We start from the raw sequence: 22,338 nt of genomic DNA on the forward strand, positions 1-22,338 counted from the left end.
CCCGTCGTCCAATCAGCCGGTGTAGGTGCACAGTTCGGTGCGCTCGCACAGCGAGATGCACCAGGTGGTGGCGTCCTCGGACGCTTCGCACATCGCGGGGTTCTTCGTGATGTTCGCGGCTCGCTTCGCATCGAGCTTCGCGGCTTGCCCCTCCGGCGTCATCGCCGAGTTGCCCGCGTCGCCCTTGTTGGCCAGGGAAGCGTTGCAGTTCAGGTAGACCAGGGCCCTGCTCTTGTCGTTGTTGTCGAGCCGCCAGTGGGTGACGATGCACTTGTCGGTCTCGAGCTGGTCGCCGACCACGGTCGCGACGACGACCGTCGATCCGGCGTCGCCGAGGTACTTCGACACCGCTTCGTACGTCTGGCCGTCCAGGCCGTCTGCGGTGGCGACGCCGATGCCGGGCCCGGCGAACAGGAGTGTCGCGGCACCCAAGGTCACTGCCGACCGTGCGAAGAACGTCCTCGTCATCAGAATTCCTCTCGCAAGGGTGGGGCCAGCTCGATCGAATTGACGCGGACGTTACTCCTGTGTGGTTGGCATTCCTAGTGATTCGCAAATCTTCACGGAGAACGGATCATTCGTCGTCACCCGCGGAAGTCGAGGGAATATCATGAACGTCGAGGAGTCACACCTTCTCACCGGAATCACGCCCAATTGCGCACTCCGGTACGGATTCTGACGGGACTGGGCCATGGCGGCAGGCGGAGTGCGACACGAGGCGGTCGATCGGGCCCAGGACGTCATTCACGGCGACGGCTTCGACTACACCGTCGGGAGTCCGCACCTGCGTCATGCCGGTCTGCGCGATCGCATCGACGGGCGAATCTCCGCAGCGGTCGGCGACATCCTGCGGCGGCAGGGCAGCTGCGACGTCCTCGAGATCGGTGCCGGCCATGGGTCCTTCACCGAGACGGTCATCGCGGCCGGCGGCACGGCCACCGTGACCGAGATGTCCAAGGCAAGTCACGACTATCTGACCGCGAAGTTCGGTCGCGTGGACGGGGTGCGCGTCCTCTTCGACGTCGACGGCAGCGCGCCGTTCACCGAGGGCGCGACGTACGACGTGATCCTGTTGATCTCGGTGATCCATCACATCCCCGACTACCTCGACGTGATCACGCGGTTGTGCGACGGCGTGCTGCGGCCGGGCGGAACCGTCGTCACGTTCCAGGACCCGGTCTGGTATCCGCGTCAGAAGCGCTGGGAGCGTGCGGTGACGTGGGGCTGCTACTTCGCCTGGCGGGTGACCCAGGGCGAACTCCGGCGCGGGCTCGCCACCCGGTGGCGTCGTCTGCGTGGGGTGTACTCGGAGACGGAGCCGTCCGACCTCGTTGAGTACCACGTGGTCCGTCAGGGCGTGGACGACGAGGCTCTGGCCGGCCTGCTGCGTCGACGGTTCGACACCGTCGAGATGGACCGCTACTTCTCCACGCAGTCGCCCCAGCTCCAGGCAGTGGGTGAGAAGTGGTGCCCGAAGAACACGTTCGGGCTGACGGCGTGCGGACACCGGGCGACCGACGAGGACGGCTCAGTCGGATCTGGAGAACAGCGCGGCGAGGTCGGCTAGCTGAGATTCCGACTCGTCCAGTGCGCGCAGGTACGCCTGTCTGGTGTCCCTGGACGCGGTAGCCGACGAGACGGCGCCGGCCAGCGCCGGCAAGGTCTCGTCGACGAAGCACCGGTGGTTGCGGGCCAGCAGTGCCGGACAACCCGCCAGCTGCTCGGGAATCGATCCTCGCCGGGTGGCGATGCACACCGCGCCGGCGGCCATCGCCTCGTACAAGACCATGGGCGACGCCTCGTGCACGTAGCGCGACGGGAAGACGAAGTGCGTGATTTCACCGAAGAACTCGCGCTTGGGCGGTCCGGTCAGAGCCCCGCGGTACTCGAACAGAAGTCCCAGTTCCCGCTCCGCGCGGTGCAGGTGCGTCCTGGCGTGGTCGTCCGCGACGGGCCCGCCCACGACGAGGCGTGCACGGGTACCCGATCGCCGGAGTGCGCAGGCGAGGTCGACGACCTCAGCGATCCCCTTCTGTTGGGACAGATTGCTCAGATGGCCGAGGATCAGTTCACCGCCGTCGGCCCTGAGCGGCAGGCCCAGCAGCGACGTGTCGATGAGTCCGGCGTTGCCGACGACGGGCGTGTGCCGTATCTCCGGCATCACGCGACGCAGGTCGGCCGCCATGGAGCGGGACAGGACGACGTGACGGGCATCGGTGCCGGCGATGCGCGCGAGCGCCACCATGCGCGTCTTGCGTTCGCCCACATACGCATAGGAGTGGTGGTGCAGGAACACCCTGGACCCGGAGAGCCGGGCGAGCGCCACGGTGGCGGTCGTCAGCCACATCCCGTGGTCGGCCTTGACCGCGACGTACACCGCGTCGGAGCCCCGGATCGACCGCCAAGCGACGATGGACCGCGCCGCCCGGGCCAGGACACCGAGCCGGCCGGACGTTCCGCCCGCGCCGACGTCCTCGACCCGCAGGCGGGGGAAGTGCTCACCCATCCGCGCGACGACGTGGCGCATCACCTCGGACTGACCGTTCAGGGGCGGCGGCATGGGCCCGATCATCAGGAGCCTGGTGCCGGGATCGTGGGCGGCGTCCATCGTGGCGTCTGGCCCGCGGTCAGGTCGTGAAGAAGACGGCGTCGGCCTGGAGCAACTGACCGGTCTCGTGGTCGGCGAACACCGGATCGAGTCCCATCAGCGTCATCCCGAGTGCCTCGGCACGATCGAGGCCCTCGCGATAGGTCATGGCCCCGCCGTAGAGCGGCACCAGCGACAGCTCGAGTTGCAGTCCGACGATCGTGCCGTCGGCGAACCGGTCGGCCGCGCCGTCGAGTACGGCGGCCTCGTAGCCCTGCACGTCCACCTTCAGGAAGGTGCGGTCGCCGGGCCGCACCCCGAGTTCGGGCAACAGGTCGTCGAGGCGCTCCTGGGGGACGATCTGCGTGTCGACGTAGCGTGATCCGGGCGCGACGTCGGTGTGGGCGTCGAGCATCGGCAGCACCGAACTGGACAGGCCGTCGTTACCCGAGACGTTGATCACCACCTCACCGGTGGCGTCGCCGACGGCGCAGTGCACGGCGGTCCACTGACCGTCGTTGCGCGCCTTGTGCCGAATGGACGTGAAGGGCCTGTCGAGCGGCTCGAACGAGACGATGCGCCCGTGATAACCGAGCCCGCGGATGCCGGTCGCGAAGCCGCCGTCGTTGGCACCCACGTCCAGCACGCACGCCACCCCGTGGTGCTCGAGTAGCCGGGCCGTGCGGGCGAGCGGACTGCTCAGCGGATAGCGCACGACGTCGATGCCGATGCGGTTGACCAGACTGCGTAATTCGTGCGCGACCCTCATGGCGTCACCACGCCCCTTCGCTCGTGTCGGACGTACACCAGGTTCTCCCCGGACAGCATCAACTGAAATGGCAGGCGCCCCATCACCTCTTGGAGATGGCGGCTGGTATCGCGGTCCGGGAACTTCCAGTCGTGGGGTTCGATGACGAGCATGGTCGCCTGCTCCACCCACTCGGTACCGGACGCGAAGAGATCCTCCTCGAAGCCCTCGATGTCGATCTTCACGATGAAGAGTTCGTGATCGGCGCTGCGCTCGGCGAGGAGTTGATTCACCGTCACCACGGGGACACCGCCGTCGGCTGAGCGGGTGGCGGTGTAGGACACGCTCGCCATGTCCGCCGTCGCCAGCGAGACGTGGCCGGGTGATCCGCCGATCGCCGCGACGACGACCTCGACCGGATGGCCCTCCGTGTTCAGCCGGCACATGCGTGCGTTGTCGACGTCGGGTTCGACTGCCACGATGCTCGCGGCGGGGTACTCCCGGGCGAAGTATCGTGCCGACGCACCGTTGTTCGCCCCCAGGTCAAAGATCAGCGGCCGACGACCGCGAGCGAGGATGTCGCGGTACGCCTGCATGATTCGGGCGTGCTGGGGAAAGGCGGTGGTGTCGTACTGCCGCCAGCTGAAGACCTGACTCACGACCGCGGGATCGGCGGACCGGGGCCGGAGCATCATGACCCCGACACCCTTGACCGAGACCGCGAACTCCCGGTCGTCGCGCCGATGGAAGTGCCTCGCCTGATAGGGCAACCCGAGTGTGAGGAGGTCCTTCGCATGCCAGAGGGCCTTCGTTCCGAGCAGTGCCTTCGTCGTCACCGAGGTGACCCCCGTTCCATGATCGGTCTGCCACGTACCTGTCTCACGAGCTGCTCGACTGCCGGGTCAACAGGGCCCGCACGGTGCCGTGGGGGAGAAGCCCGCCGGCGGCGGCGGCGAGCGCCAGCAGAGCCCAGACCACGGTGGCCCCGGCCAGGGCGGTCAGGCCGCCGCCATGGTCGACGGACCCGATGCCGAGAGATGCCAGCAGAAGCGCCGTCCCGAGCGCGACGGGCCGCAGCGGGATCCCCGATCCGGGTATTGCCCTGGCGACGAGGATCGGGTACGCCACGTTGGCGACCATGCGCACCGCGATGATCGACCCGAGTGCCACCGCGAGGTCACGGGTGACCACGTAGCCGATGCAACCGGCAGCGATACCGCCCGCGCTGCTCAACAATCCGACGACCACCTTGGGCCCGATGCGCATCGTCACGTCCAGAATCTGACCGTCGACGCGGATCAGTGCCAATTGCAGACCGCACACGACGAGCAGTGCGTTGACGGTCGTTCCGAGGAACTGGTCGCCGCCGACCCACAGGCCGACGAATGAGCCGTTCACGGCGAGGACCGCGGAACTCCCCAGCACCGCGACACCGATGACGAGATGCCGCACGGATCGCGCCAGGTCGGCTGCGATGGTCGCCTCCGACGCACCCAGCGTGGATCCCAGGACGGGCATGAAACCGCTTGCCGTGACCAGCGCGATCGACAGGACGAACTGCATGATGAACGTCGTGAACGTGTACTGGGTGACGCCCAGCGCACCCACCATGACGCTGACGACGATGAGTTCGCAGGTGAGGAACAGCTTGTCGACGAGGACCCAGCCGATCGTCCACGAGCTGTAGCCGAACACTCGCCGTAGGTCCGCCGTCGACGGCCGAGTTGCTCCCCACCAGGGGACGGCCCGCCGCGCAATCAGCAACGTGACCGCGGAGTTCGCACCTGCCGCGATCAGCACGATCAGTGCCAGCGACCACAGGGACCAGCCCGCGACGGCGACGCCGACCATCGCCGCATTGCTGATGGCGAAGGCCGCCGTCGTCACCAGCGTCGACTTGTACCCCTGGTTCACGCCGACCAGCACGGCGTCGGGTATCGCGAGCAGTCCCGCGAGGACGGTGTTGGCGGCGAGGACTGCCGCTGCCGCGTAAGCCGCACTCCGGACGTCGTCCGGAATGCCCTTGATCAGCAGTGGCATCGCGAACGCCAACGCCGCGGCGACGAGCGCCGTCACCGGCAGCCATCGAACCCACACGATGATCGCGGCTCCGACGTCCCTGCGCCGCTCGGCGTCCGTGAGCGTGGTCCTGCTGGCGACTATCCACTTCAGGGCCTGAGCGGCCCGGCCGTCCGCCAACGTCGCGAAGTCCAGGTACTTCTGCAGCGACTTCCAGACGCCGAACATCAACGGCCCCAGCGCACCGAGCAGCAGGGGATTGACGAGCACGCCGACCACCGCGACGACGACGAAGTTCACGTAGGACGCCGCGAGGTTCTTCCGCGTGCCCGAGTCGACCGGCGTCGGCGCCACGGCGGTCGTTGCCGTCGGCCGGGTCATGTCCGCGCGAGCAATCGTCGGATGCCGGCCGCCCGGGTGTCACCGGCGCGCGGAGCCCCGGCGACGGTGATGAAGGCGTCCACGTAACCCGCGACCACCTCGTCGGGTTCGGACGACACCAGAACGTCGCGAGCGTGGGCGTAGATCGCCGGACTCGGGACGTCGTTCCACGCCCGGTCGATGACGTCGGCAGCGACGGCCGCCGGTGCATCCAGCGGTACGTAGTACGGGTAGTCGTCGCCCAGGAGGTGACGGTGCTCGGGGATGTCGGACACGACCGACGGTAGGCCTGCGCGCACTGCCTCCATGAGGACGTTCGGCATGCCCTCGAATCTGCTGAAGGACAACAGCAGCCGGGCCCGCGCCATGATGTCGGGTACGTCGCTGCGGAATCCGTCCAGCACGATCCGACCGGCCAGGTCGGCGTCGTGGGCGATGCGCGACACCTCGTCGCCCTCGCCGCCCGTGCCGACGATCCGCAGTGTCGACATCGGGTGGTGGACGGCGAAGCAGGCGAACGCGGACGCGACGGCAACCACGTTCTTCTGCGGTTCGAGTCGGCCGACGACCACACAGTCCGCCGCCGCGGCCCGGTCGGAGCGCACTGCGATCGGGCGGTCGGCGTCGAGCACCATGTTGGGCACGATCCGTACCGGCGACCGGGCTCCCTGCGAGGTCCACACATCGGCACCGGCCGGGGAATTGGCGATGATCATCGCGGGGCCACGTAGACCGAGTCGTGTCCGGAGGCGGTAGACACGCCGATCGGGATACCTGGAGCCACGCTCGGTCATGATCCACGGAATCCGCCGCAGCAGGCGAGTCGCCACGTAGGACCAGATGTCCGCGGGATGCAGCCAGGAGATCAAGACGTCGGGCTTGATTCGCCGCAGAACGCGCACCACGAAGATGAGGGCCCCGGGCCCGCCGAAGTCGTCGACGTCGATGCGGTGAATCGTCAGCCGCTCGGTCCGGAGGTCTTTCTCATACGGGCCGCGCGCGAGCAGGATCAGATGAAGATCGAGACCGGCTCGGTGCTGTAATGCGTTGAGCAGGGCCACGCACTGACGTTGGGCTCCGCCGTCACCCAGACTCGGGATGAAGAAGCAGACTCGGAGGTCTGCGTCGGATCCGGTCACCTGCGTGGTCGAACGCCGACGATGTCGCCCACGAGCCGATCGAAGTACTTCCCGTCGAGTTCGTGCTTGACCAGTTCGGCGCGAGGCTGCACGTACAGACCGGGTTCGGACAGTTCGCCCGCGATCGTCGATCCCATGGCGACGACGACACGGTCACCGACGACGGTGCCCGCCGCCACGTTGAGATTCGACGACAGGATGCAGTAGTCGCCGATCTCGATGGAATCGTAGGTCTGCTCCGACGTGACCCACGAGAGGCCGTGCGTCAGGAAGGTCGACCGTTCACCTGCGATGCTCGAGAAGGCGCCGACGCGAATACCGCCCGTGCAGTCGAGGTAGTGGCGGGAGGCGAGACACGTGTGCCGACCCATCGCGAAGGTACCGCGCGCCCCCGCCGCCCGCATGTGGCTCGAGGCAGTGACCCAGTTCCATTGCCCCACCCTGACGCACTGGCCGAGTTCCAGGCGGCTGAGATCCCGAAAGACGTTGAAGCAGCCGACGATCGTCCCATCGTCGAGGGAGACCTGGTCGACGTTGACGACGAGGCAGGGACCGAAGCGGACGTCACGACCGATGGTCCACCCCAACCGTCGCAGCACGAGGTTCTTGATGGTGCCGGCGGGCAGGAGCCCGACAGCGAAGATCGCTGCTGAACGAAACGACACGTCTAGGCCTCTCTCGCAGAACCATTCGCCTACCGGTTCGGGCCCCCAGCGATGAGTTTACCCACGCGTCAACGAATGGCGAGGGGCGTTGCGCACATACCTTCCGACGCCAAAGCTCGGTATTTGCAACCAATCGCCTCAAAACCGGTTTCGGGTCGGCGTGACGTCGCCGCTCGGTGATCGGTGTCGACCGCGTTGTCCAATACCCGATGAGAGACGTCGTCCGGTGGTAGCACTCAGACATGGAACTGCCGTCGCTGACCGAGCACGACGGGCACGCAAAACTCGAGCCACTCGCGAGATCGAGTGACCCGGGACCGTCCGTCACGGCCTGGGTGGCACGGGTCGCCATGGGCCGGGACAGATCGACGATGCACGTGCTGGACGTCGGATGTGGTCGGGGTGGCACGGTCGCATGGCTGGTCGAGCAGGGATTCGATGCCTTCGGGATCGACGTCCGCGCCGACTACGTCGCCAACGGTGTCGCCCTCCTCGGCCCGAAACGACTGGCAGTGCTGGGGGATCACGGCTATCCCTACCCGGATGGCTACTTCGACGTCGTGTTGTCGAACCAGGTCTTCGAGCACGTCGCGGACCTGGCGCAGTTGGCGAGAGAGGTTGCGAGGACCACGACACCCGGCGGGCGCGGTCTGCACGTGTTTCCCGCCAAGTGGATCTTCGACGAGCCACATCTGCACGCCCCGATGGTGCACTGGTTGCCGAAGGGAAGGCTGCGGCGGGCGGCCATCACGGTCGCTCTCCGTACTGGTCGCGCAGCGCCCTACTTTCTCGACCGGCCCGTGTCCGACCGAGTGGAGATCTTCGCCAAATACTCTGAGCAGGAGACCTTCTACCGCAGACCTGCCGAGATCTGCCGCATCCTCGAGGCGGCCGGTCTGACCGTCGACGTCGGAGAATGCTCTCGGGAACGGGTGCTCTTCAGGCTCGGAAATCCGCCGCTGCCTTCACCGATCGCCCGATTGGCCGGATGGGCGTATCGCAACACGAGGGTGATGTATCTGACCACGGTCAAGACTCCCGGCCATTGCGCGCCGAGAAAGCCGCACACTGGGTAGTGTCACAGGCGTCAATAATCGTCGTTCATGCCGCTCTGCGCGGAACGTGATGCCGCGCTTCAACGAGGGAGTGCCGCCATGCGTGCATTGGTCACTGGCGCTGCGGGATTCGTCGGATCCCACCTGGCCTGCCGTCTGGCGGACGACGGTCACGACGTAGTCGGCATCGATTCGTTCACCGACTACTACGATCTCGACCTGAAGCGTGCCAACGCCGAGATGGTCATGCGGGCAGGCGCGCACGTGGTCGAGGCGGACCTCAACGTCGTCGACCTGCCCAGGCTGCTGGACGGCGTCGACGTCATCTTCCACCTGGCCGGACAGCCCGGTGTCCGGGCGTCGTGGGGCGCCGAGTTCTCGATCTACGACCGCTGCAACGTGCAAGCGACGCAACGGCTCTTGGAGGCCAGCCGTGCGTCGCGATCGTTGCGCCGTCTGGTGTACGCCTCGTCGTCCTCGGTGTACGGCAACGCGGAGCGGTACCCGACGAACGAAGCCGATCGACCGCATCCAGTGAGCCCCTACGGCGTCACCAAGTTGGCGGCGGAGCACCTGTGCAACGCGTACGCCGCGAGCTTCGGCGTCCCGACGGTGTCGTTGCGCTACTTCACGGTGTACGGGCCCCGGCAGCGGCCGGACATGGCCTTCACCCGATTCGCGATGGCTGCGGCCAACGGGTCCGAGATCACCGTTTTTGGTTCCGGCGAGCAGGTACGCGACTTCACCTACGTCGGTGACGTGGTCGACGCGAATCTGCTTGCGGCGTCGGAAGACGTCGAGCCCGGCACCGTGCTGAACGTCGCCGGCGGATCGCACACGTCGGTCAACGAGGTACTCGGGATCTTCGAGGAACTGGGTGGAGCCCGGCTGTCGGTGACACGGGTCGGCTCCGTCGCAGGCGACGTCGACCGCACGGGTGGCGACACGGCGGCGATCCGCGCGATCCTGGGGTGGCAGCCGTCGGTCACCCTGCGCGAGGGCATCGAGCGGCAATTGGATTGGGCCTCGGCCAAGGTCGGCATCTGAGACCTCAGCGGGCGCGCGCGTACACGTTGAGGATGTTGCGGGGCAGCAGACCTGCGCGTGCGGCCACCTCGAGCGCTGCCGCGATCGGCCGCGCCACGACGTGGGGGACGCCGATGGCCCGCAGGTATTCGGCCATTCGCAGCCCGTAACCGATCGCCGGCCGGACCGAGACGGGCTCGAATCCCTCTCGCACGAGCAGCGCCTCCATGCCACGGCGGGAGTACTGGCGGCGGTGAAAGGCGTTGATGCGACGGTCGAACACCCGGCGGTACCCGTCGAAGGTGATCCGGCGCAGGATCATCGCCACCCGGTCGATGACGCAGTACCGCGGCGTGCTGAAGAAGAGCACGCCGCCGGGCCGCAGCAGTGCCCGCGCCCCGCGCAGCAGCTCCTCCGGATCGTCCACGTGCGCGATCACGCACCACATCGTGACGGCGTCGAAGCGGGGTGACCCCTCGGCCAGCGACAGGAGATCGTCGTCGAGGACCAGCTCGATGCCGTGCCGTGCGCGGGACGCCTCGATCGCCGGTGGCGACACCTCGTTGCCCGAGATCCGGAAGCCGCGCTCGCGGGCCATCGCCAGGAAGTCGCCGTTACCCGCACCGACGTCGAAGACGCTCGGCCGGTCGACGTCGTCGAGCATGTCCTCGAGCCGGGCGATGGTCTCGTCGAAGCGGTGTGCGCAGCCGGTCTCGTTGGCGCTCTCGAGGTATCGCTGATAGCCGGCGTCGGCGGTGTACTGGTCGTTGTGACTCACGGCGGCAGAGGTGCCGAAGTGGAAGAACGTCGACCGGCAGGACGTGCACTGCTCGACGAACTGCGGTCGGGGCGAACTGACGACGCGGGTCCGGTGATGCCCGCAGGCCGGGCACGACCCCGATCCGGCCGCGTGACGGCCGGTCACATCCGGCTCCCGCTCGCCGGCGTGCGCCGTCGTTCCGGCGAAGCGTCGGTGCGGGCGCGGCCCGCGACGAAGCCCACGACGGCGCAGAACACCAACGCCCACGCCATCATCCGCACCGGAACCTCGATGGCGTATCGCGGCAGTTCGGCGAACAGTGCCAGCGTGAGCAGATACACCACCACGCGGTGCGCGTCGTGCGGGGCGCGTGCCACGTAGTTCCGGACGAAGCCCGCCGCGACTCCGAGTCCGAGCAGCACGACGACGACACCGGCCACGCCGAAGTCGACGAACGAGTCGGAGAGGATGTTCGTGCCGGTGCCCCACGTCGAGTGACCGCCGAGCATGACGTCGGTCAACAGCGCGGCCGAACTGGTGTACTCGGGATCCAGGTAGGGCAGGAACAGCCGGTTGCTGAAGGGCAGGGCCGATGACATCTGGATCAGCTTGAGGGCCCCGTAGAGGTAGTCCTGGCTGAAGGGCACCACCTCGACCGTCGCCCGGACCGACATCGTCGTCACGTTGAAACTGCCGTCCCCCGTGGTGCTCTCGCCCAGCCGGCCTGCCTCGAGCAGTCGTGAGACGTTCTCGGGCCGATACCAGCCGGGGGTGCTGCGGAGCACCTCGATGGCGTAGTAGACCACCAGCCAGACGCCGAACCCGGCGGTGATGACTACGGGAGAGACGCGCCGGACGAACGTGACGTAACCGCCCACCAGGACCAGGGCGACGAGCAGGAAGGTGTTGCGGTCGCCGAGGATCAACAGTCGCAACGCCCACGCGACGGCCACCACCAGGCCGACCACGAGCAGCGGTGATCTCCGGAGGTCGTTGGCCACGGCGTGTATCCACACCGCCGAGACGATCATGCAGAGCACCAGGATGAGAGTCGCGAACCCCTCTACGCCAACGGCGTTCGTGGTGGTTCCGGTGTACCGACCCTCTCCGGCCGATCGAAATCCGGCCAGCAGGTAGACGGTGCTGAGCGTGAGCAATCCGCCGCTGGACGCCGTTGCCAATGCGGCGGCGTAGTTCGTGGCCGCGGGGGTGGGCGTGACCGGTGCCGAGGCGGGGCCGCGCCCCTTGCCGACGATGCGGTAGCCGAGGGTGAAGGCGAGCATTCCGATGGTGGCCAGCGTGATGGCCCTGTTCGACCCGTCGACGAAGGAGTTGGCGACGAACTTGCTCACCCTGAGATCGGTCGCGCCGATGACGAACAGTTGGTAGGGGTAGTAGAAGATCAGGTAGCCGTAGGCCAGGAACAGCACCTCGATCGTCAGGTGACTCGGCAGCCTCGGCAGGATGCGATCGGGGACGGCGATCGCCCGGATGAACACGGCGTAGAACGCCACGAGGTTCGCGACGATCACCCACGGCGTGGCGCCGTCGGGGACGAGGAAGAACGCCACGACGAACGCCGCCAGGCCGAACGCCTCGACCGACCGGGCGGGCCACTCGACGGCCGACGGGGTCGCCTGGAGCGTGGTCCTGCGGTTCGGCGGGCGCCGTGTCGTGGGGGACGTCGTCATCGAACGTCCCTGGGCAGCCAGCGCTCCCGCGTGTAGAACGTCTTGTTGTTGAGTGAGAACACTCGCTTCTGATGCCGGCCCTGAATGGGTGCGCGGACGGCGACGGGCAGGCCGCGGATGGCCTGCTTGGCCCTGTCCCGCCAGGGCAGTGTCGTGGCCCCGCCACCATCGCCGTTCCACATGGCGACGTAGTCGCTCTGCTGCGGCGTGGTCGCGAACATCTCGGTGTCGCGAATCTTGACGGCCTCGACCATCATCATGACCGGCTTCTTGTTGAGCAGACCCACGCGCTGCCGGGCCACGCCGGGGTCGACGACCTTGAACACGGTGTGTTTCTTGGTCAGTTCCAACCCGGGGTAGCGGGCCTCGTAGAGCATCACGTCCCGGATGGCGAATCCGTTCTCCTCGGAAAAGATCCGGTACATCAGCTCGGGACTGAACTGGTAGAAGCCGTGCCCCATCATGTTGTTCGCGGGAGTGTTGACGAAGATGGAGCCACCCACCGCGAGCATGTTGGCGAGGTTCGCGAACGCGGTGGGGACGTTGAAGATGTGCTCGAGTGACCCGCCGTCGATCACCACGTCGTACTGGCCGTGCCAGGACTCCGGCACGGGCGCGTTCATGTCGTGGATCAGATCGGCCTGTTCGAAGTCCGAGACGTCGAGGACGTTGACCGTCTGGGCGCCGAGGAACTGGCGCAGGAACTCGTCGACGTAGTCGTCCCAGCGGTGTCCGCCGAGCGGGTCGGCCCCGGTCGAGCCGAACTCCTGGCGGTAGGCGGTGCGGAAGAAGTCGACCTCGGTGGGGAAGAGGCGCAGCGACTGGTGCCCCAGGGTGAGGACCCGATCGAAGTGGACTCCGCGCTGACGCGCATCCCACATCATCCTGGCGGCGAGATAGCTGATGCCCATTATCGGTTGCCTCCGTGTGTGATCGGCGTGCCGTTCGGGGTGGGGACGGCGACGAGCCGCGGCGGCGCGTGACCGGGCCCCGCACCCCAGGAGTCCAACCGCACGGCGTCGATCCACGGACTGCCTGCGTGACGGAGCGCCTCGCAGTCGGCGTCGACCATCAGCCGTGCCAGCTCGGGTGCCCGGACGGTGGGTTCCCAGCCCAGCCGCCTGCGGGCCTTGGACGCATCCCCGATGAGCGAATCCACCTCGGTCGGGCGCAGATACCGTTCGTCGAACTTGACGTGGTCGGCCCAGTCGAGACCTGCATGGCCGAAGGCGACGTCGAGGAAGTCCCGCACCGACGAGCCCTCACCGGTCGCGAGCACGTAGTCGTCGGGCTCGTCGACCTGCAGCATCCGCCACATCCCCTCGACGTATTCGGCTGCGTAGCCCCAGTCGCGGATCGCGTCGAGGTTGCCGAGGTACAGGTCGGTCTGCCGGCCCGCCGCGATGGCCGCGACGGCACGGGTGATCTTGCGGGTCACGAACGTCTCGCCGCGACGGGGCGACTCGTGGTTGAACAGGATCCCGTTGACCGCGAACATGCCGTACGCCTCGCGGTAGTTCTTGGTGATCCAGTAGCTGTACAGCTTCGCGACGCCGTAGGGCGAGCGCGGGTGGAACGGCGTGCTCTCGTCCTGCGGCGGCGGTGTCGCGCCGTACAACTCCGACGACGACGCCTGGTAGAAGCGGGTGCTGATGCCCGACCGCCGGACGGCCTCCAGCACGCGGACCGTACCGATGCCGGTGGTGTCGGCCGTGTGCTCCGGTTCGTCGAACGACACGCGGACGTGCGATTGCGCGGCCAGGTTGTAGACCTCGTCCGGATCGAGTTCGGCCAGCAGGGTGACCAGGCGGGCGCCGTCTCTGAGGTCGCCGTAGTGCAGGAACAGCCTGGCGTCGGGCGAGTGCGGGTCGACGTACAGATGCTCGATGCGCGACGTGTTGAACGTCGAGGCGCGGCGAATGATGCCGTGCACCTCGTAGCCCTTGCTCAGCAGCAGCTCCGCGAGGTAGGAGCCGTCCTGGCCCGTGATGCCGGTGATCAACGCCCGCTTTGTCATCGGTGCTCCGAGTCCGTGGGTGGCCGACGTCGAGTCGGACGGATGGCCTCAGACGGCGGACGCATTCCCATGCCTGCCCACCGGTTGCGGTTCGTCGGTGACGACCGGTGCGTCGTCGGATGCCTCGGCCGGAGCGTCGGCGAGCGCCTCCTGCTCGGGCGACTCCGCCGCGTCCTCGCCGTAGTACTGGTAGCCGTACGAACCGGCACCGCGCTCGGGCGTCATGGTGAACACCGCCCCGAGCAGGCGGGCGCCCACGTCCTCCAGGCTCCCGACGGCGTGCTCGAGCTGATCGCGGGTCGTCTGACCGAACCGCGCCATCACCAGGACGCCGTCCGACGCCGCAGCGAGTATTGCGGCGTCCGTCACGGCGAGCAACGGGGAGGTGTCGACGATGACGAAGTCGAACGTCGAACGCAGCTCCGCGAGGACCTTCTTGGCCGCCATCGACCCGAGTAGTTCGCTGGGGTTGGGCGGTCGACCACCGGAGGTGAGGACGGTGAGTCCCGGGTACTTGGTGGTCTGCAGCACCTCGGAGAGTGGCGCACTGCCACTGAGAACGGTACTCAGGCCGACCTTTCCGACCAGGTCGAGGTAGGAGTCCAGCTTGGGCCTGCGCATGTCGCCGTCGACGAGCACGACGCTGTGGTCGGCCTCGGCCAGTGCGAGCGCGATGTTGATCGCCGTGGTCGACTTGCCCTCGCTCGGCACCGAACTGGTGACGACGATGACGCGTGGCGGATCGTCCACGGCGAGGAACTGCAGGTTGGTCCGCAGCTTGCGGAACGCCTCGGCGATGGCGGAGTTGTCGGTGCCGAACGAGATAGCCGGTGTGGTCCGCCGGTCGCGGTTGGTGGGGATGTTGCCGACGAGCCCGACGCCGGTGGTCTCCTCGAGGACCTGCCGACTCTTCACCGTCTTGTCGAGCGAGCCGCGGAGGACGGCGAGACCGACCCCGGCCAGGACCCCGACGACCAGGCCGGCGAGCACGTTCAGGGTGATGTTCGGCGACGTGGGAGACGCGGGGATCTTCGCCCGCTGCTCGACGACCACCTTGGCGTCCGGCCGTGACCCGTCCTCGGGCGTCTCGAGTTCCCGCACCATCGCCACGAATTCGTCGGAGAGGGCGTTGGCGATGTCGCGTGCCCGCACCGCCGACTGGTCGAGGACGTCGACGTCCACCAGGACGGTGTCGGGCTTGGCGCTCGCCTTGACGTTGGCGCTCAATGCCTCCGGGGTCAAGTCGAGACCGAGCTTGTCGATGGTGCGCTGCGCCAGCGTCTCACCCATGATCAGCTCGGTGTAGGAGATGACGCGTTCCTGTGACAGGCGGTTGCCCTGGTACATCTCCGCGACGGACGTGCCGCCAGCGGCGGAGACGTAGAGCCGGGTGGACGCCTGATAGAGCGGAGTGGTGAGCAGGGTCAGCGCGACCGCACCGCTGACCGCGACGAGCACCGCGGCGCACACGGTGATCCATTGCGAACGGATGAGTTTCACGAAGTCTTGAAGTTTCACAGCCACTCCTTCACCGCTGATGCATCCGTATCAGCGCGGCCAGTCGACCTCGCGATGCGCGGAAGCATACTGTCGGGAGTACGCGTCATGTCTGGAAAACGCTGGTATGAGCGGACTTTGATTCGAACTTCGGACGCAACGTCCGCCATCAGTCGCATTCTGGTACCGAAATCACGGGAATCACGTTGTCCACCAACGGCTGGACGGGCACGCGCGGGACTCCCGGCGCCGTCGGCTCCGACAGGTGGAAGCTCACCTCGCCCGACGTGCCGGGTGGGATGGCCACCTGCACCTCGAAGGTCGGATGTCCGCGTTCGGTGCTGGACAGCACCGCCACCTTCTGTCCCTCGGCGAGCGCACCCACGAGCCTGGCGCCGGTGGTCGCGAGCAGTTTCACCGACGAGAGGTTGGTGCCGCTGGGAAAGGTGGTCGGCATGCCGGCGGGCAGGCCCGGTGCGCCCGCGACGAACTCGGGCAGCGGGCCGTCGGGTGTGTCATTGGACAGCCGGACGGTCACCGTCGACGAGCGCGTCTCGCCGGCGCATTCGTCCGCGGCGTACTCGATCTCCCTGTCGAGGTAGTAGTCCATCTTGTTGCCGCCGAGATTGTTGATCACCACCTCGGCATAGGGCGCCGGGTCGGCGGGGATGGCGTGCGCGAGTGGGGTCCGTTCGAGCAGCTCCTGTTCGGCCGGCACCGAACTCCACACCGCGAGCCGGCGTTCGCTCACCGCCCTGCCGAGGGCGTCGAGCAGGGCACGGGGTGATCCGATGGGGCCCGCCATCTTGTCGACGACCTGGCTGGCGATGTCCTGCAGGTAGCGTTTACGCGCGAGCTGGTCGTCCGGAAAGCGCTCGTAGGCAGTCGATTCCGTCAGTTCGACCACGTTGTCGTCGGTGACCACCTCGCCGTCGGGCATGGTGACGGTGCCCACGGCCGCCAAGATGTAGCTCAGGGCGACGGGGTCGAGAGCGATGACGCCGTCGACGGTCATGCCGGAGTCCTGGGCCCACATCGACTGCCAGATGCGCGCCGCATAGGGGAAGTGCGAACTCAGGTTGCTGTTGCGGAAGTCACCGAACGGGTTGGTGAAGCCATACTGCTCGGTGAACTCCTGTCCGAGATCGACCGGCCCGGAGGCTCGTACGAGTTCCCGGTTGGAGCTGAGCGCGTCGACCGCGGGCGCACCGTCGTCGAAGCGGAGCACCCCGAAGCCGCCGAGCAGTCCACCGGTGCCGCGGGCCTCGGCGTTGGTCTGGAACGCCATGAAGTAGGTGCGCGGACCGTCGGCACCCATCATCGACGGCGCGAGCTTGGATGCGAGCGACGAGTTCGCGAGAAGCGCTGCGACGTCCTCGGTTTGCGTTCGGAGCTGAGTGCGGGCGTCGTCGATCGCGGAGAGGTAGGCGGGCGGTCCGATGGCCGCCGCGGCCGCATCGAGCCGGGCCGACGCCGCCGCGAGGTCGCTCAGCGCCGGTTCCTGCGCGCGCAGTTTCCCGACGTCGAGGCGGTTGCCCTCGAACAACGACTCCGGGGACAGTGCGGCGCCGGTGCGCGTGGCCGGCGCGAGCACGTCGGAGGCGAGGCCGAGCACGACGTCGGAGATCCGGCGGCCGGTGTCCAGCGGGCTGCCGAGCCACGGTATCGCCGCGGCGAGCGTCCACGGCACCGAGTGCGTCGCATCCCGGGCGGTACGGGCGTGCGACGTCGCGCGGTCGGCGAACGTGACGGCGTCGGCCGTGTCGCCACGAAGCAGCGCGTCCTTGGCCTGCTGTGCGCTGGTGCGGGCATCCTCGAGGTTCGACTTGGCCTGCGCGGCACGGAAACCCAGCCAGCCGCCGAATGCGACGAGCACCGACAGGACGACGAGGGCGGTCCACGCGGCGGTGCGTCGACCCGGGGGACGTTCGGTCTCGTCGTCCGGGGAGGGGGAATTGCGGCGGGAGAAGGGGTTCACTCGTGACTTCCCGTGCTCGAGCGGCCAGCACTGCACGAGGTGACCACGACGGTGCTGACTGGGGTGTCTCGGCGGTCAGCTGGACGCTGACCTCTGCGCTAGCAGCCCTGAGTGAGTCGGCCTTCGACGGCGCCGTACGGCCCAATGTTGATCGTGGCGCCGAGGATGCACGCCGAGAAGTTGAGGTTCTGGGTGAACCAGCTGTAGAGCGGGCGGAGGAAGCCGGGGATGAGCGTCAACGGGGTGAACGTGAAGACCTGTCCACCCGGGGGCGGGTTGGGGTTCGGGGTGCCGAACCAGAAGAGGCGGTTCTGGAAGATCGACTGCACCGCCGGGGGGAGGACGAGCGACTGTGCGGCGAAACCTGTTGCTGCGCCGGCGCCGGGGTCGTTCCCGATGAACCACGGGGTGTCGTCCCAGGCCGACGCGCCCACGGCCTGCGGCACGGGTGCCAGGCCGCCGGGTTCGGCCTGGGCGATGACCGCCGGGGTCATGACCGCGGCCGCCGTCAGGGCCACTGCCGCCGTGCCGACCTGCAACCTAGTAGTGATGTTCGAGACCTTGGCGACAACGGTTGACATTGTCTTCCCCTAGCTCTAGCTCCTGAGTAAAACCTGAGAGTAGAACGAAGTCTGGCATGGTTCGACATGCGCGTCAATAAGCAAAACTGCAGGTCACGGGGGGTGAGAACTGGTAACTGAGCCGTTCTAACCCGCTGGGGACCGCACGATGCAACAACGGGTGGTACATGTACGTCCAGCAAACAAAACCCCCGCACTCGCCGAGTGCGGGGGTTTCGTGTGAACGAAGGGTCAGGCGGTGGCGCCGGGCTTCAGGTAGGTCACCAGGCTGACGTCGATGGACTCGTCGACGAAGTAGAACTGAGCGCCGGTCAGGTACTTCATGTACCGGTCGTAGTTCTCGGTGCCCGCCGCGGCGATGGCCTCGTCCTTGTGCGCCTCGAGGCGGCCGGCCCAGATGCCGAGGGTCTTGATGTAGTGATTGCGCAGCGACAGCGTCTGCGGGACCGTGAATCCGGCCTTCTCGCCGCGCTCGACCATCATGTCGGTGGACGGCAGCCGCCCGCCCGGGAAGATCTCGGTGATCATGAACTTGATGAAGCGAGCCATCTCGAAGGTCAGCTTCTTGCCGCGGGCCTGCAGGTCGTCGGGGTGGTAGCCGACGCTGCTCTGGATGGTCATCCGGCCGTCGTCGGGCATCACGTCGTAGCACATCTTGAAGAAGTCGTCGTAGCGGTCGAAGCCGAAGTGTTCGAAGGCCTCGATCGACACGATGCGGTCGACGGAGCTGCCGAACTGCTCCCAGCCCTCCAGCCGCACGTCGAACTTGCGGTCGCTGTCCAGCTTGCCCAGCATCTCGTTGCAGTAGGCCTGCTGGTTCTTGCTCAGCGTCAGACCGATCACGTTGACGTCGTACTTCTCCATCGCGCGCTGCAGCGTCAGGCCCCAGCCGCAGCCGACCTCGAGCAGGGTCATGCCCGGCTTCAGATCGAGTGCCTCGAGGTGCTGGTCGACGTTCGCGACCTGTGCCTCGGAGAGCGTGACCTCGGGGCTGGTGAAGTACGCGCAGCTGTACTTGCGGGTCGGATCCTGGAAGACGCCGAAGAAGTCATCAGACAGGTCGTAGTGCGCCTGGATGTCCTCGAAGTGAGGCGTCATGTCCTTGATGCCGGTTGAGTTTTCGGGCATGAGTTCCTACTGGCCTTCCTGGTGGCAGCCGCAAACGCGACCGAACACTTGTGAATCTCGCTGTGCTCGCACCCTACGGGTCGGAACCCCTAGTGATGCGCAACTAGCGCCATACGATAGTCGCGCCCGGTGTTCAGCCCTAATTCGCGTGACGTCCAGTTACTGGTGTGACGGCTGCTTCACGCACGTGAACTGGTTGACGTCGATGTAGCCCCTGCGGAACATGTCGGCGCACCCGACGAGGTACTTCATGTACCGGTCGTACACCTCGACGGACTGGATGGCGATCGCTTCGTCCCGGCGCGCCTCCAGCGCCTCGGCCCACAGGTCGAGCGTGCGCGCGTAGTGCAGCTGCAATGACTGCACGCGCGTCACGGCGAAGCCGGCGTCTGACGCGTGCCGCTCGGCGTCCTCGATGGAGGGGAGCTGGCCGCCGGGGAAGATTTCCCGGGCGATGAACAGCGTGAAGCGGGCGACGTCCATGCTCAGCGGGATCCCGCGTGCCTTGACCTCGTCCATCATCAGCCGCGTGATGGAGTGCAGCAGCATCACGCCGTCGTCGGGCAGCACGCGGTGGGCCATCTCGAAGAACGGCACCCACCGGTCGGCGCCGAAGTGCTCGAACGCCCCGATCGACACGATGCGGTCGACGGGCTCGTCGAACTGCTCCCAGCCCTGCAGCAGGACCCGCTTGGTGCGGGCCCCCGCCGCGGCGTCGAAACGGGCCTGGACGTGCGTGAACTGGTTCTCCGACAGCGTGAGGCCGACGACGTTCACGTCGTACTTCTCCGCCGCCCGGAGCAGTGTCGCGCCCCACCCGCAGCCGACGTCGAGCAACGTCATCCCGGGTTGCAGGTCGAGCTTGCCGAGCGACAGGTCGATCTTCGCGAGCTGGGCTTCCTCGAGCGTCATGTCGTCGCGCTCGAAGTACGCGCAGCTGTACGTCTGCGTCGGGTCGAGGAACAGCCGGTAGAAGTCGTCAGACAGGTCGTAATGCGTCTGGACGTCGGCAAAGTGGGGCGTCAAGTCGGTCATGGGTGGACACCGCCTTCCGTTCTGGCACCGACACCCCAGGAGGCTGGGGGATCCGGATCGATCATCGGTGCGTTGGGGGTCAGGCTACCCAAGAGGCGGTTGCTCACCCGCATCGCGGCTACTTGACGAGTGTGAACTGGCAGACGTCGATGTACCCGTCCCTGAACCCCTGGGCGCAGCCCGTGAGGTAGTGCATGTAGCGGTCGTAGACCTCTTCGGACTGGATCGCGATGGCCTCGTCGCGGTGGGCCTCGAGCGCCGCTGACCAGGTGTCGAGGGTGCGGGCGTAGTGCTGCTGCAGCGACTGGGTGCGGGTGAGCGTGAACCCGGCCTTCTCCGCGTGCTCGCCGGCCAGCTCGGTGGTCGGCAGGTACCCGCCGGGGAAGATCTCGGTGAGGATGAACTTGACGAACTTCGCGATGTTGATCGTCAGTGGCAACCCGGCAGCGGTCATCTGGGGCAGCGTGAGCGCGGTGATGGTGTGCAGCAGCATCACGCCGTCGTCGGGCAGCGACTTGTAGGCCATCGCGAAGAAGTCGTCCCAGCGGTCACGGCCGAAGTGCTCGAACGCACCGATCGACACGATGCGGTCGACGGGCTGGTCGAACTGCTCCCAGCCCTGCAGCAGGACCTGCTTGGAGCGGGGGCTGTCGGACTCCGCGAAGACCTGCTCCACGTACGCCTTCTGGTTCTCGCTGAGCGTCAGACCGATGACGTTGACGTCGTACTTCTCGATCGCACGCAGCATGGTCGAACCCCAGCCGCAGCCGACGTCGAGGAGCGTCATGCCCGGCTCGAGGCCCAGCTTGCCCAACGCCAGGTCGACCTTCGCGAGCTGCGCCTCTTCGAGCGTCATGTCGTCGCGCTCGAAGTACGCGCAGCTGTAGGTCTGGCTCGGATCGAGGAAAAGCCGGAAGAAGTCGTCCGACAGGTCGTAATGTGCCTGTACGTCTTCGAAATGCGGCTTCAGGCCGCCCTTACGGGTGCTCTTGGTCATGTCCCTGGTGCCTTTCTGGCAGTTCAGTGGGCCGGGAGGATCGGCGATGACCCGTCAGAGCCCCTGCTGCGGTCCCCGGTGACTCTACGCCGAGCCCCTGACCGCCACTAATTCCTGGATTTCAGCCGGCTTCGGCGAACGTCTTGCGGAGTTCGGCGACGATCGGGTCCCACAGCGGTTCCGGCAGCTCGTGACCCATGCCGTCGAACAGCACCAGCCGGGCATTCGGGATGGCCTTGGCGATGGCCTTGCCGCCCGACGGACGCATCAGCTTGTCGGCCTTGCCGTGGATGACCACGGTCGGCGCGGTGATCTGGCGGTCGTAGTGCAGCAGGCTGCCGCTGCCGGTGATCGCGTTGAACTGCCGCGCGATGCCCTGCGGGTAGTGCGCCCGGTCGTAGAACGCGATCGCGTCGGCCCGCAGCCGGTCGTCGCTCGCCGGGTAGCCGGGGCTGCCGATGATCCGGGTGACCCTGATCGAGTTCTCGATGATGACGTCGCGCGGCGAGTCCGGCGACGGGCCCGTGACGACCGCCAGCAACTGCTGCGGCCCGGGCGGCGGCAGGCACGGCTGGTTGTTCGACGAGAAGATGATGCCGAGGCCCCGCGTCCGGTTGGCGTGCCGCGCAGCTAACACCTGCGCGATCATGCCGCCCATCGACGCGCCGACGACGTGCGCCCGGTCGATTCCGAGGTGGTCGAGCACCGCGGCGGCGTCGTCGGCCATGTTCTCCAGCCGGTACACCGACGGGCTGCGCACGCCCAGGAACGACCGCACCATGTTGCCCACCTGCGAGCCCCGGGTGCGCCGACCGTCGACCCGGCCGGACAGGCCGACGTCGCGGTTGTCGAAGCGGATGACGCGCAACCCGTCGTCGACCAGCTTCTGACAGAACTCGTCGCGCCAGAAGACCAGCTGCGCACCGAGTCCCATGATCAGCAGGACGGCGGGATCGTTCTCGTCGCCCATGTCCTCGTAGTGGATCGTCAGGCCCTGGGTGGCCGGGGCATCGCCCTCACGGATGTCCACGCGC

General features: G+C 67.2%; 21 protein-coding genes. 3 read left to right on the forward strand and 18 right to left on the reverse strand.

Features of this window, described 5'->3' with window-relative positions:
• Window positions 1–12: 12 nt before the first annotated feature.
• A complete protein-coding gene (locus AC1MEY_RS00075; protein ID WP_480228741.1) occupies window positions 13–468 on the reverse strand; it encodes a hypothetical protein in 456 nt (151 codons plus the stop codon).
• Between the two features lie 223 nt (window positions 469–691).
• Between AC1MEY_RS00075 and AC1MEY_RS00080 the strand changes: the two genes are divergently transcribed.
• Complete coding sequence (locus AC1MEY_RS00080) at window positions 692–1,567, forward strand: class I SAM-dependent methyltransferase (protein WP_480228742.1); 876 nt, start codon at window positions 692–694, stop codon at window positions 1,565–1,567.
• Here AC1MEY_RS00080 and AC1MEY_RS00085 read toward each other — a convergent pair.
• The 6 genes from AC1MEY_RS00085 to AC1MEY_RS00110 form a co-directional block, all read right to left on the reverse strand.
• Window positions 1,529–2,608, reverse strand: coding sequence for a glycosyltransferase family 4 protein (locus AC1MEY_RS00085; RefSeq protein WP_480228743.1), 1,080 nt, complete (start codon window positions 2,606–2,608; stop codon window positions 1,529–1,531). The two genes, AC1MEY_RS00080 and AC1MEY_RS00085, sit on opposite strands and share 39 nt — an antisense overlap.
• 19 nt (window positions 2,609–2,627) lie before the next feature.
• Window positions 2,628–3,356: an FkbM family methyltransferase gene (locus AC1MEY_RS00090; RefSeq protein ID WP_480228744.1), complete on the reverse strand. Its 729-nt coding sequence runs from the start codon at window positions 3,354–3,356 to the stop codon at window positions 2,628–2,630.
• Window positions 3,353–4,171 (reverse strand): FkbM family methyltransferase, encoded by an 819-nt coding sequence (locus tag AC1MEY_RS00095; protein ID WP_480228745.1) that lies wholly within the window; start codon window positions 4,169–4,171, stop codon window positions 3,353–3,355. The genes AC1MEY_RS00090 and AC1MEY_RS00095 overlap by 4 nt, the downstream gene beginning before the upstream one ends.
• A gap of 43 nt (window positions 4,172–4,214) precedes the next feature.
• Window positions 4,215–5,735, reverse strand: a complete 1,521-nt coding sequence (locus tag AC1MEY_RS00100) for a hypothetical protein (protein ID WP_480228746.1) — start codon at window positions 5,733–5,735, stop codon at window positions 4,215–4,217.
• Window positions 5,732–6,796: a glycosyltransferase gene (locus tag AC1MEY_RS00105; RefSeq protein WP_480228747.1), complete on the reverse strand. Its 1,065-nt coding sequence runs from the start codon at window positions 6,794–6,796 to the stop codon at window positions 5,732–5,734. The genes AC1MEY_RS00100 and AC1MEY_RS00105 overlap by 4 nt, the downstream gene beginning before the upstream one ends.
• Before the next feature lie 74 nt (window positions 6,797–6,870).
• A complete protein-coding gene (locus AC1MEY_RS00110) occupies window positions 6,871–7,539 on the reverse strand; it encodes an acyltransferase (protein ID WP_480228748.1) in 669 nt (222 codons plus the stop codon).
• Between the two features lie 371 nt (window positions 7,540–7,910).
• Here AC1MEY_RS00110 and AC1MEY_RS00115 point away from each other — a divergent pair, with 371 nt between their 5' ends.
• Together AC1MEY_RS00115 and AC1MEY_RS00120 are read left to right on the forward strand one after the other, a co-directional pair.
• Window positions 7,911–8,615, forward strand: a complete 705-nt coding sequence (locus AC1MEY_RS00115; RefSeq protein WP_480228749.1) for a class I SAM-dependent methyltransferase — start codon at window positions 7,911–7,913, stop codon at window positions 8,613–8,615.
• Window positions 8,616–8,693: 78 nt separating this feature from the next.
• Window positions 8,694–9,641 carry an NAD-dependent epimerase/dehydratase family protein gene (locus AC1MEY_RS00120; protein ID WP_480228750.1) on the forward strand — a complete coding sequence of 316 codons (948 nt, stop codon included), beginning with the start codon at window positions 8,694–8,696 and terminating at the stop codon, window positions 9,639–9,641.
• Between the two features lie 4 nt (window positions 9,642–9,645).
• Here the strand turns inward: AC1MEY_RS00120 and AC1MEY_RS00125 are convergent, their stop codons facing one another.
• The 11 genes from AC1MEY_RS00125 to AC1MEY_RS00175 form a co-directional block, all read right to left on the reverse strand.
• Window positions 9,646–10,545: a class I SAM-dependent methyltransferase gene (locus AC1MEY_RS00125; RefSeq protein ID WP_480228751.1), complete on the reverse strand. Its 900-nt coding sequence runs from the start codon at window positions 10,543–10,545 to the stop codon at window positions 9,646–9,648.
• Window positions 10,542–12,071, reverse strand: coding sequence for an O-antigen polysaccharide polymerase Wzy (gene wzy / locus AC1MEY_RS00130; protein ID WP_480228752.1), 1,530 nt, complete (start codon window positions 12,069–12,071; stop codon window positions 10,542–10,544). The genes AC1MEY_RS00125 and wzy overlap by 4 nt, the downstream gene beginning before the upstream one ends.
• Window positions 12,068–12,982: a class I SAM-dependent methyltransferase gene (locus AC1MEY_RS00135; RefSeq protein ID WP_480228753.1), complete on the reverse strand. Its 915-nt coding sequence runs from the start codon at window positions 12,980–12,982 to the stop codon at window positions 12,068–12,070. The genes wzy and AC1MEY_RS00135 overlap by 4 nt, the downstream gene beginning before the upstream one ends.
• Entirely contained in the window at window positions 12,982–14,088 is a 1,107-nt protein-coding gene (gene gmd, locus AC1MEY_RS00140; protein WP_480228754.1) for a GDP-mannose 4,6-dehydratase, read from the reverse strand. The genes AC1MEY_RS00135 and gmd overlap by 1 nt, the downstream gene beginning before the upstream one ends.
• 48 nt (window positions 14,089–14,136) lie before the next feature.
• The gene (locus tag AC1MEY_RS00145; protein WP_480228755.1) at window positions 14,137–15,606 is read right to left on the reverse strand and encodes a tyrosine-protein kinase domain-containing protein; all 1,470 of its coding nucleotides are present in this window, start codon (window positions 15,604–15,606) and stop codon (window positions 14,137–14,139) included.
• 148 nt (window positions 15,607–15,754) lie between these two features.
• Window positions 15,755–17,563, reverse strand: coding sequence for a DUF4012 domain-containing protein (locus AC1MEY_RS00150; protein ID WP_480228756.1), 1,809 nt, complete (start codon window positions 17,561–17,563; stop codon window positions 15,755–15,757).
• Window positions 17,564–17,661: 98 nt separating this feature from the next.
• Window positions 17,662–18,144 carry a hypothetical protein gene (locus tag AC1MEY_RS00155; protein ID WP_480228757.1) on the reverse strand — a complete coding sequence of 161 codons (483 nt, stop codon included), beginning with the start codon at window positions 18,142–18,144 and terminating at the stop codon, window positions 17,662–17,664.
• Window positions 18,145–18,375: 231 nt separating this feature from the next.
• Window positions 18,376–19,272 (reverse strand): cyclopropane mycolic acid synthase family methyltransferase, encoded by an 897-nt coding sequence (locus AC1MEY_RS00160; RefSeq protein WP_480228758.1) that lies wholly within the window; start codon window positions 19,270–19,272, stop codon window positions 18,376–18,378.
• A gap of 159 nt (window positions 19,273–19,431) precedes the next feature.
• The gene (locus AC1MEY_RS00165) at window positions 19,432–20,307 is read right to left on the reverse strand and encodes a cyclopropane mycolic acid synthase family methyltransferase (RefSeq protein ID WP_480228759.1); all 876 of its coding nucleotides are present in this window, start codon (window positions 20,305–20,307) and stop codon (window positions 19,432–19,434) included.
• A gap of 118 nt (window positions 20,308–20,425) precedes the next feature.
• Complete coding sequence (locus tag AC1MEY_RS00170) at window positions 20,426–21,304, reverse strand: cyclopropane mycolic acid synthase family methyltransferase (RefSeq protein WP_480228760.1); 879 nt, start codon at window positions 21,302–21,304, stop codon at window positions 20,426–20,428.
• Between the two features lie 121 nt (window positions 21,305–21,425).
• The gene (locus tag AC1MEY_RS00175; protein ID WP_480228761.1) at window positions 21,426–22,334 is read right to left on the reverse strand and encodes an alpha/beta fold hydrolase; all 909 of its coding nucleotides are present in this window, start codon (window positions 22,332–22,334) and stop codon (window positions 21,426–21,428) included.
• Between the last annotated feature and the right edge of the window lie 4 nt (window positions 22,335–22,338).

This window comes from Mycobacterium sp. PTI7 (genome assembly GCF_056679845.1).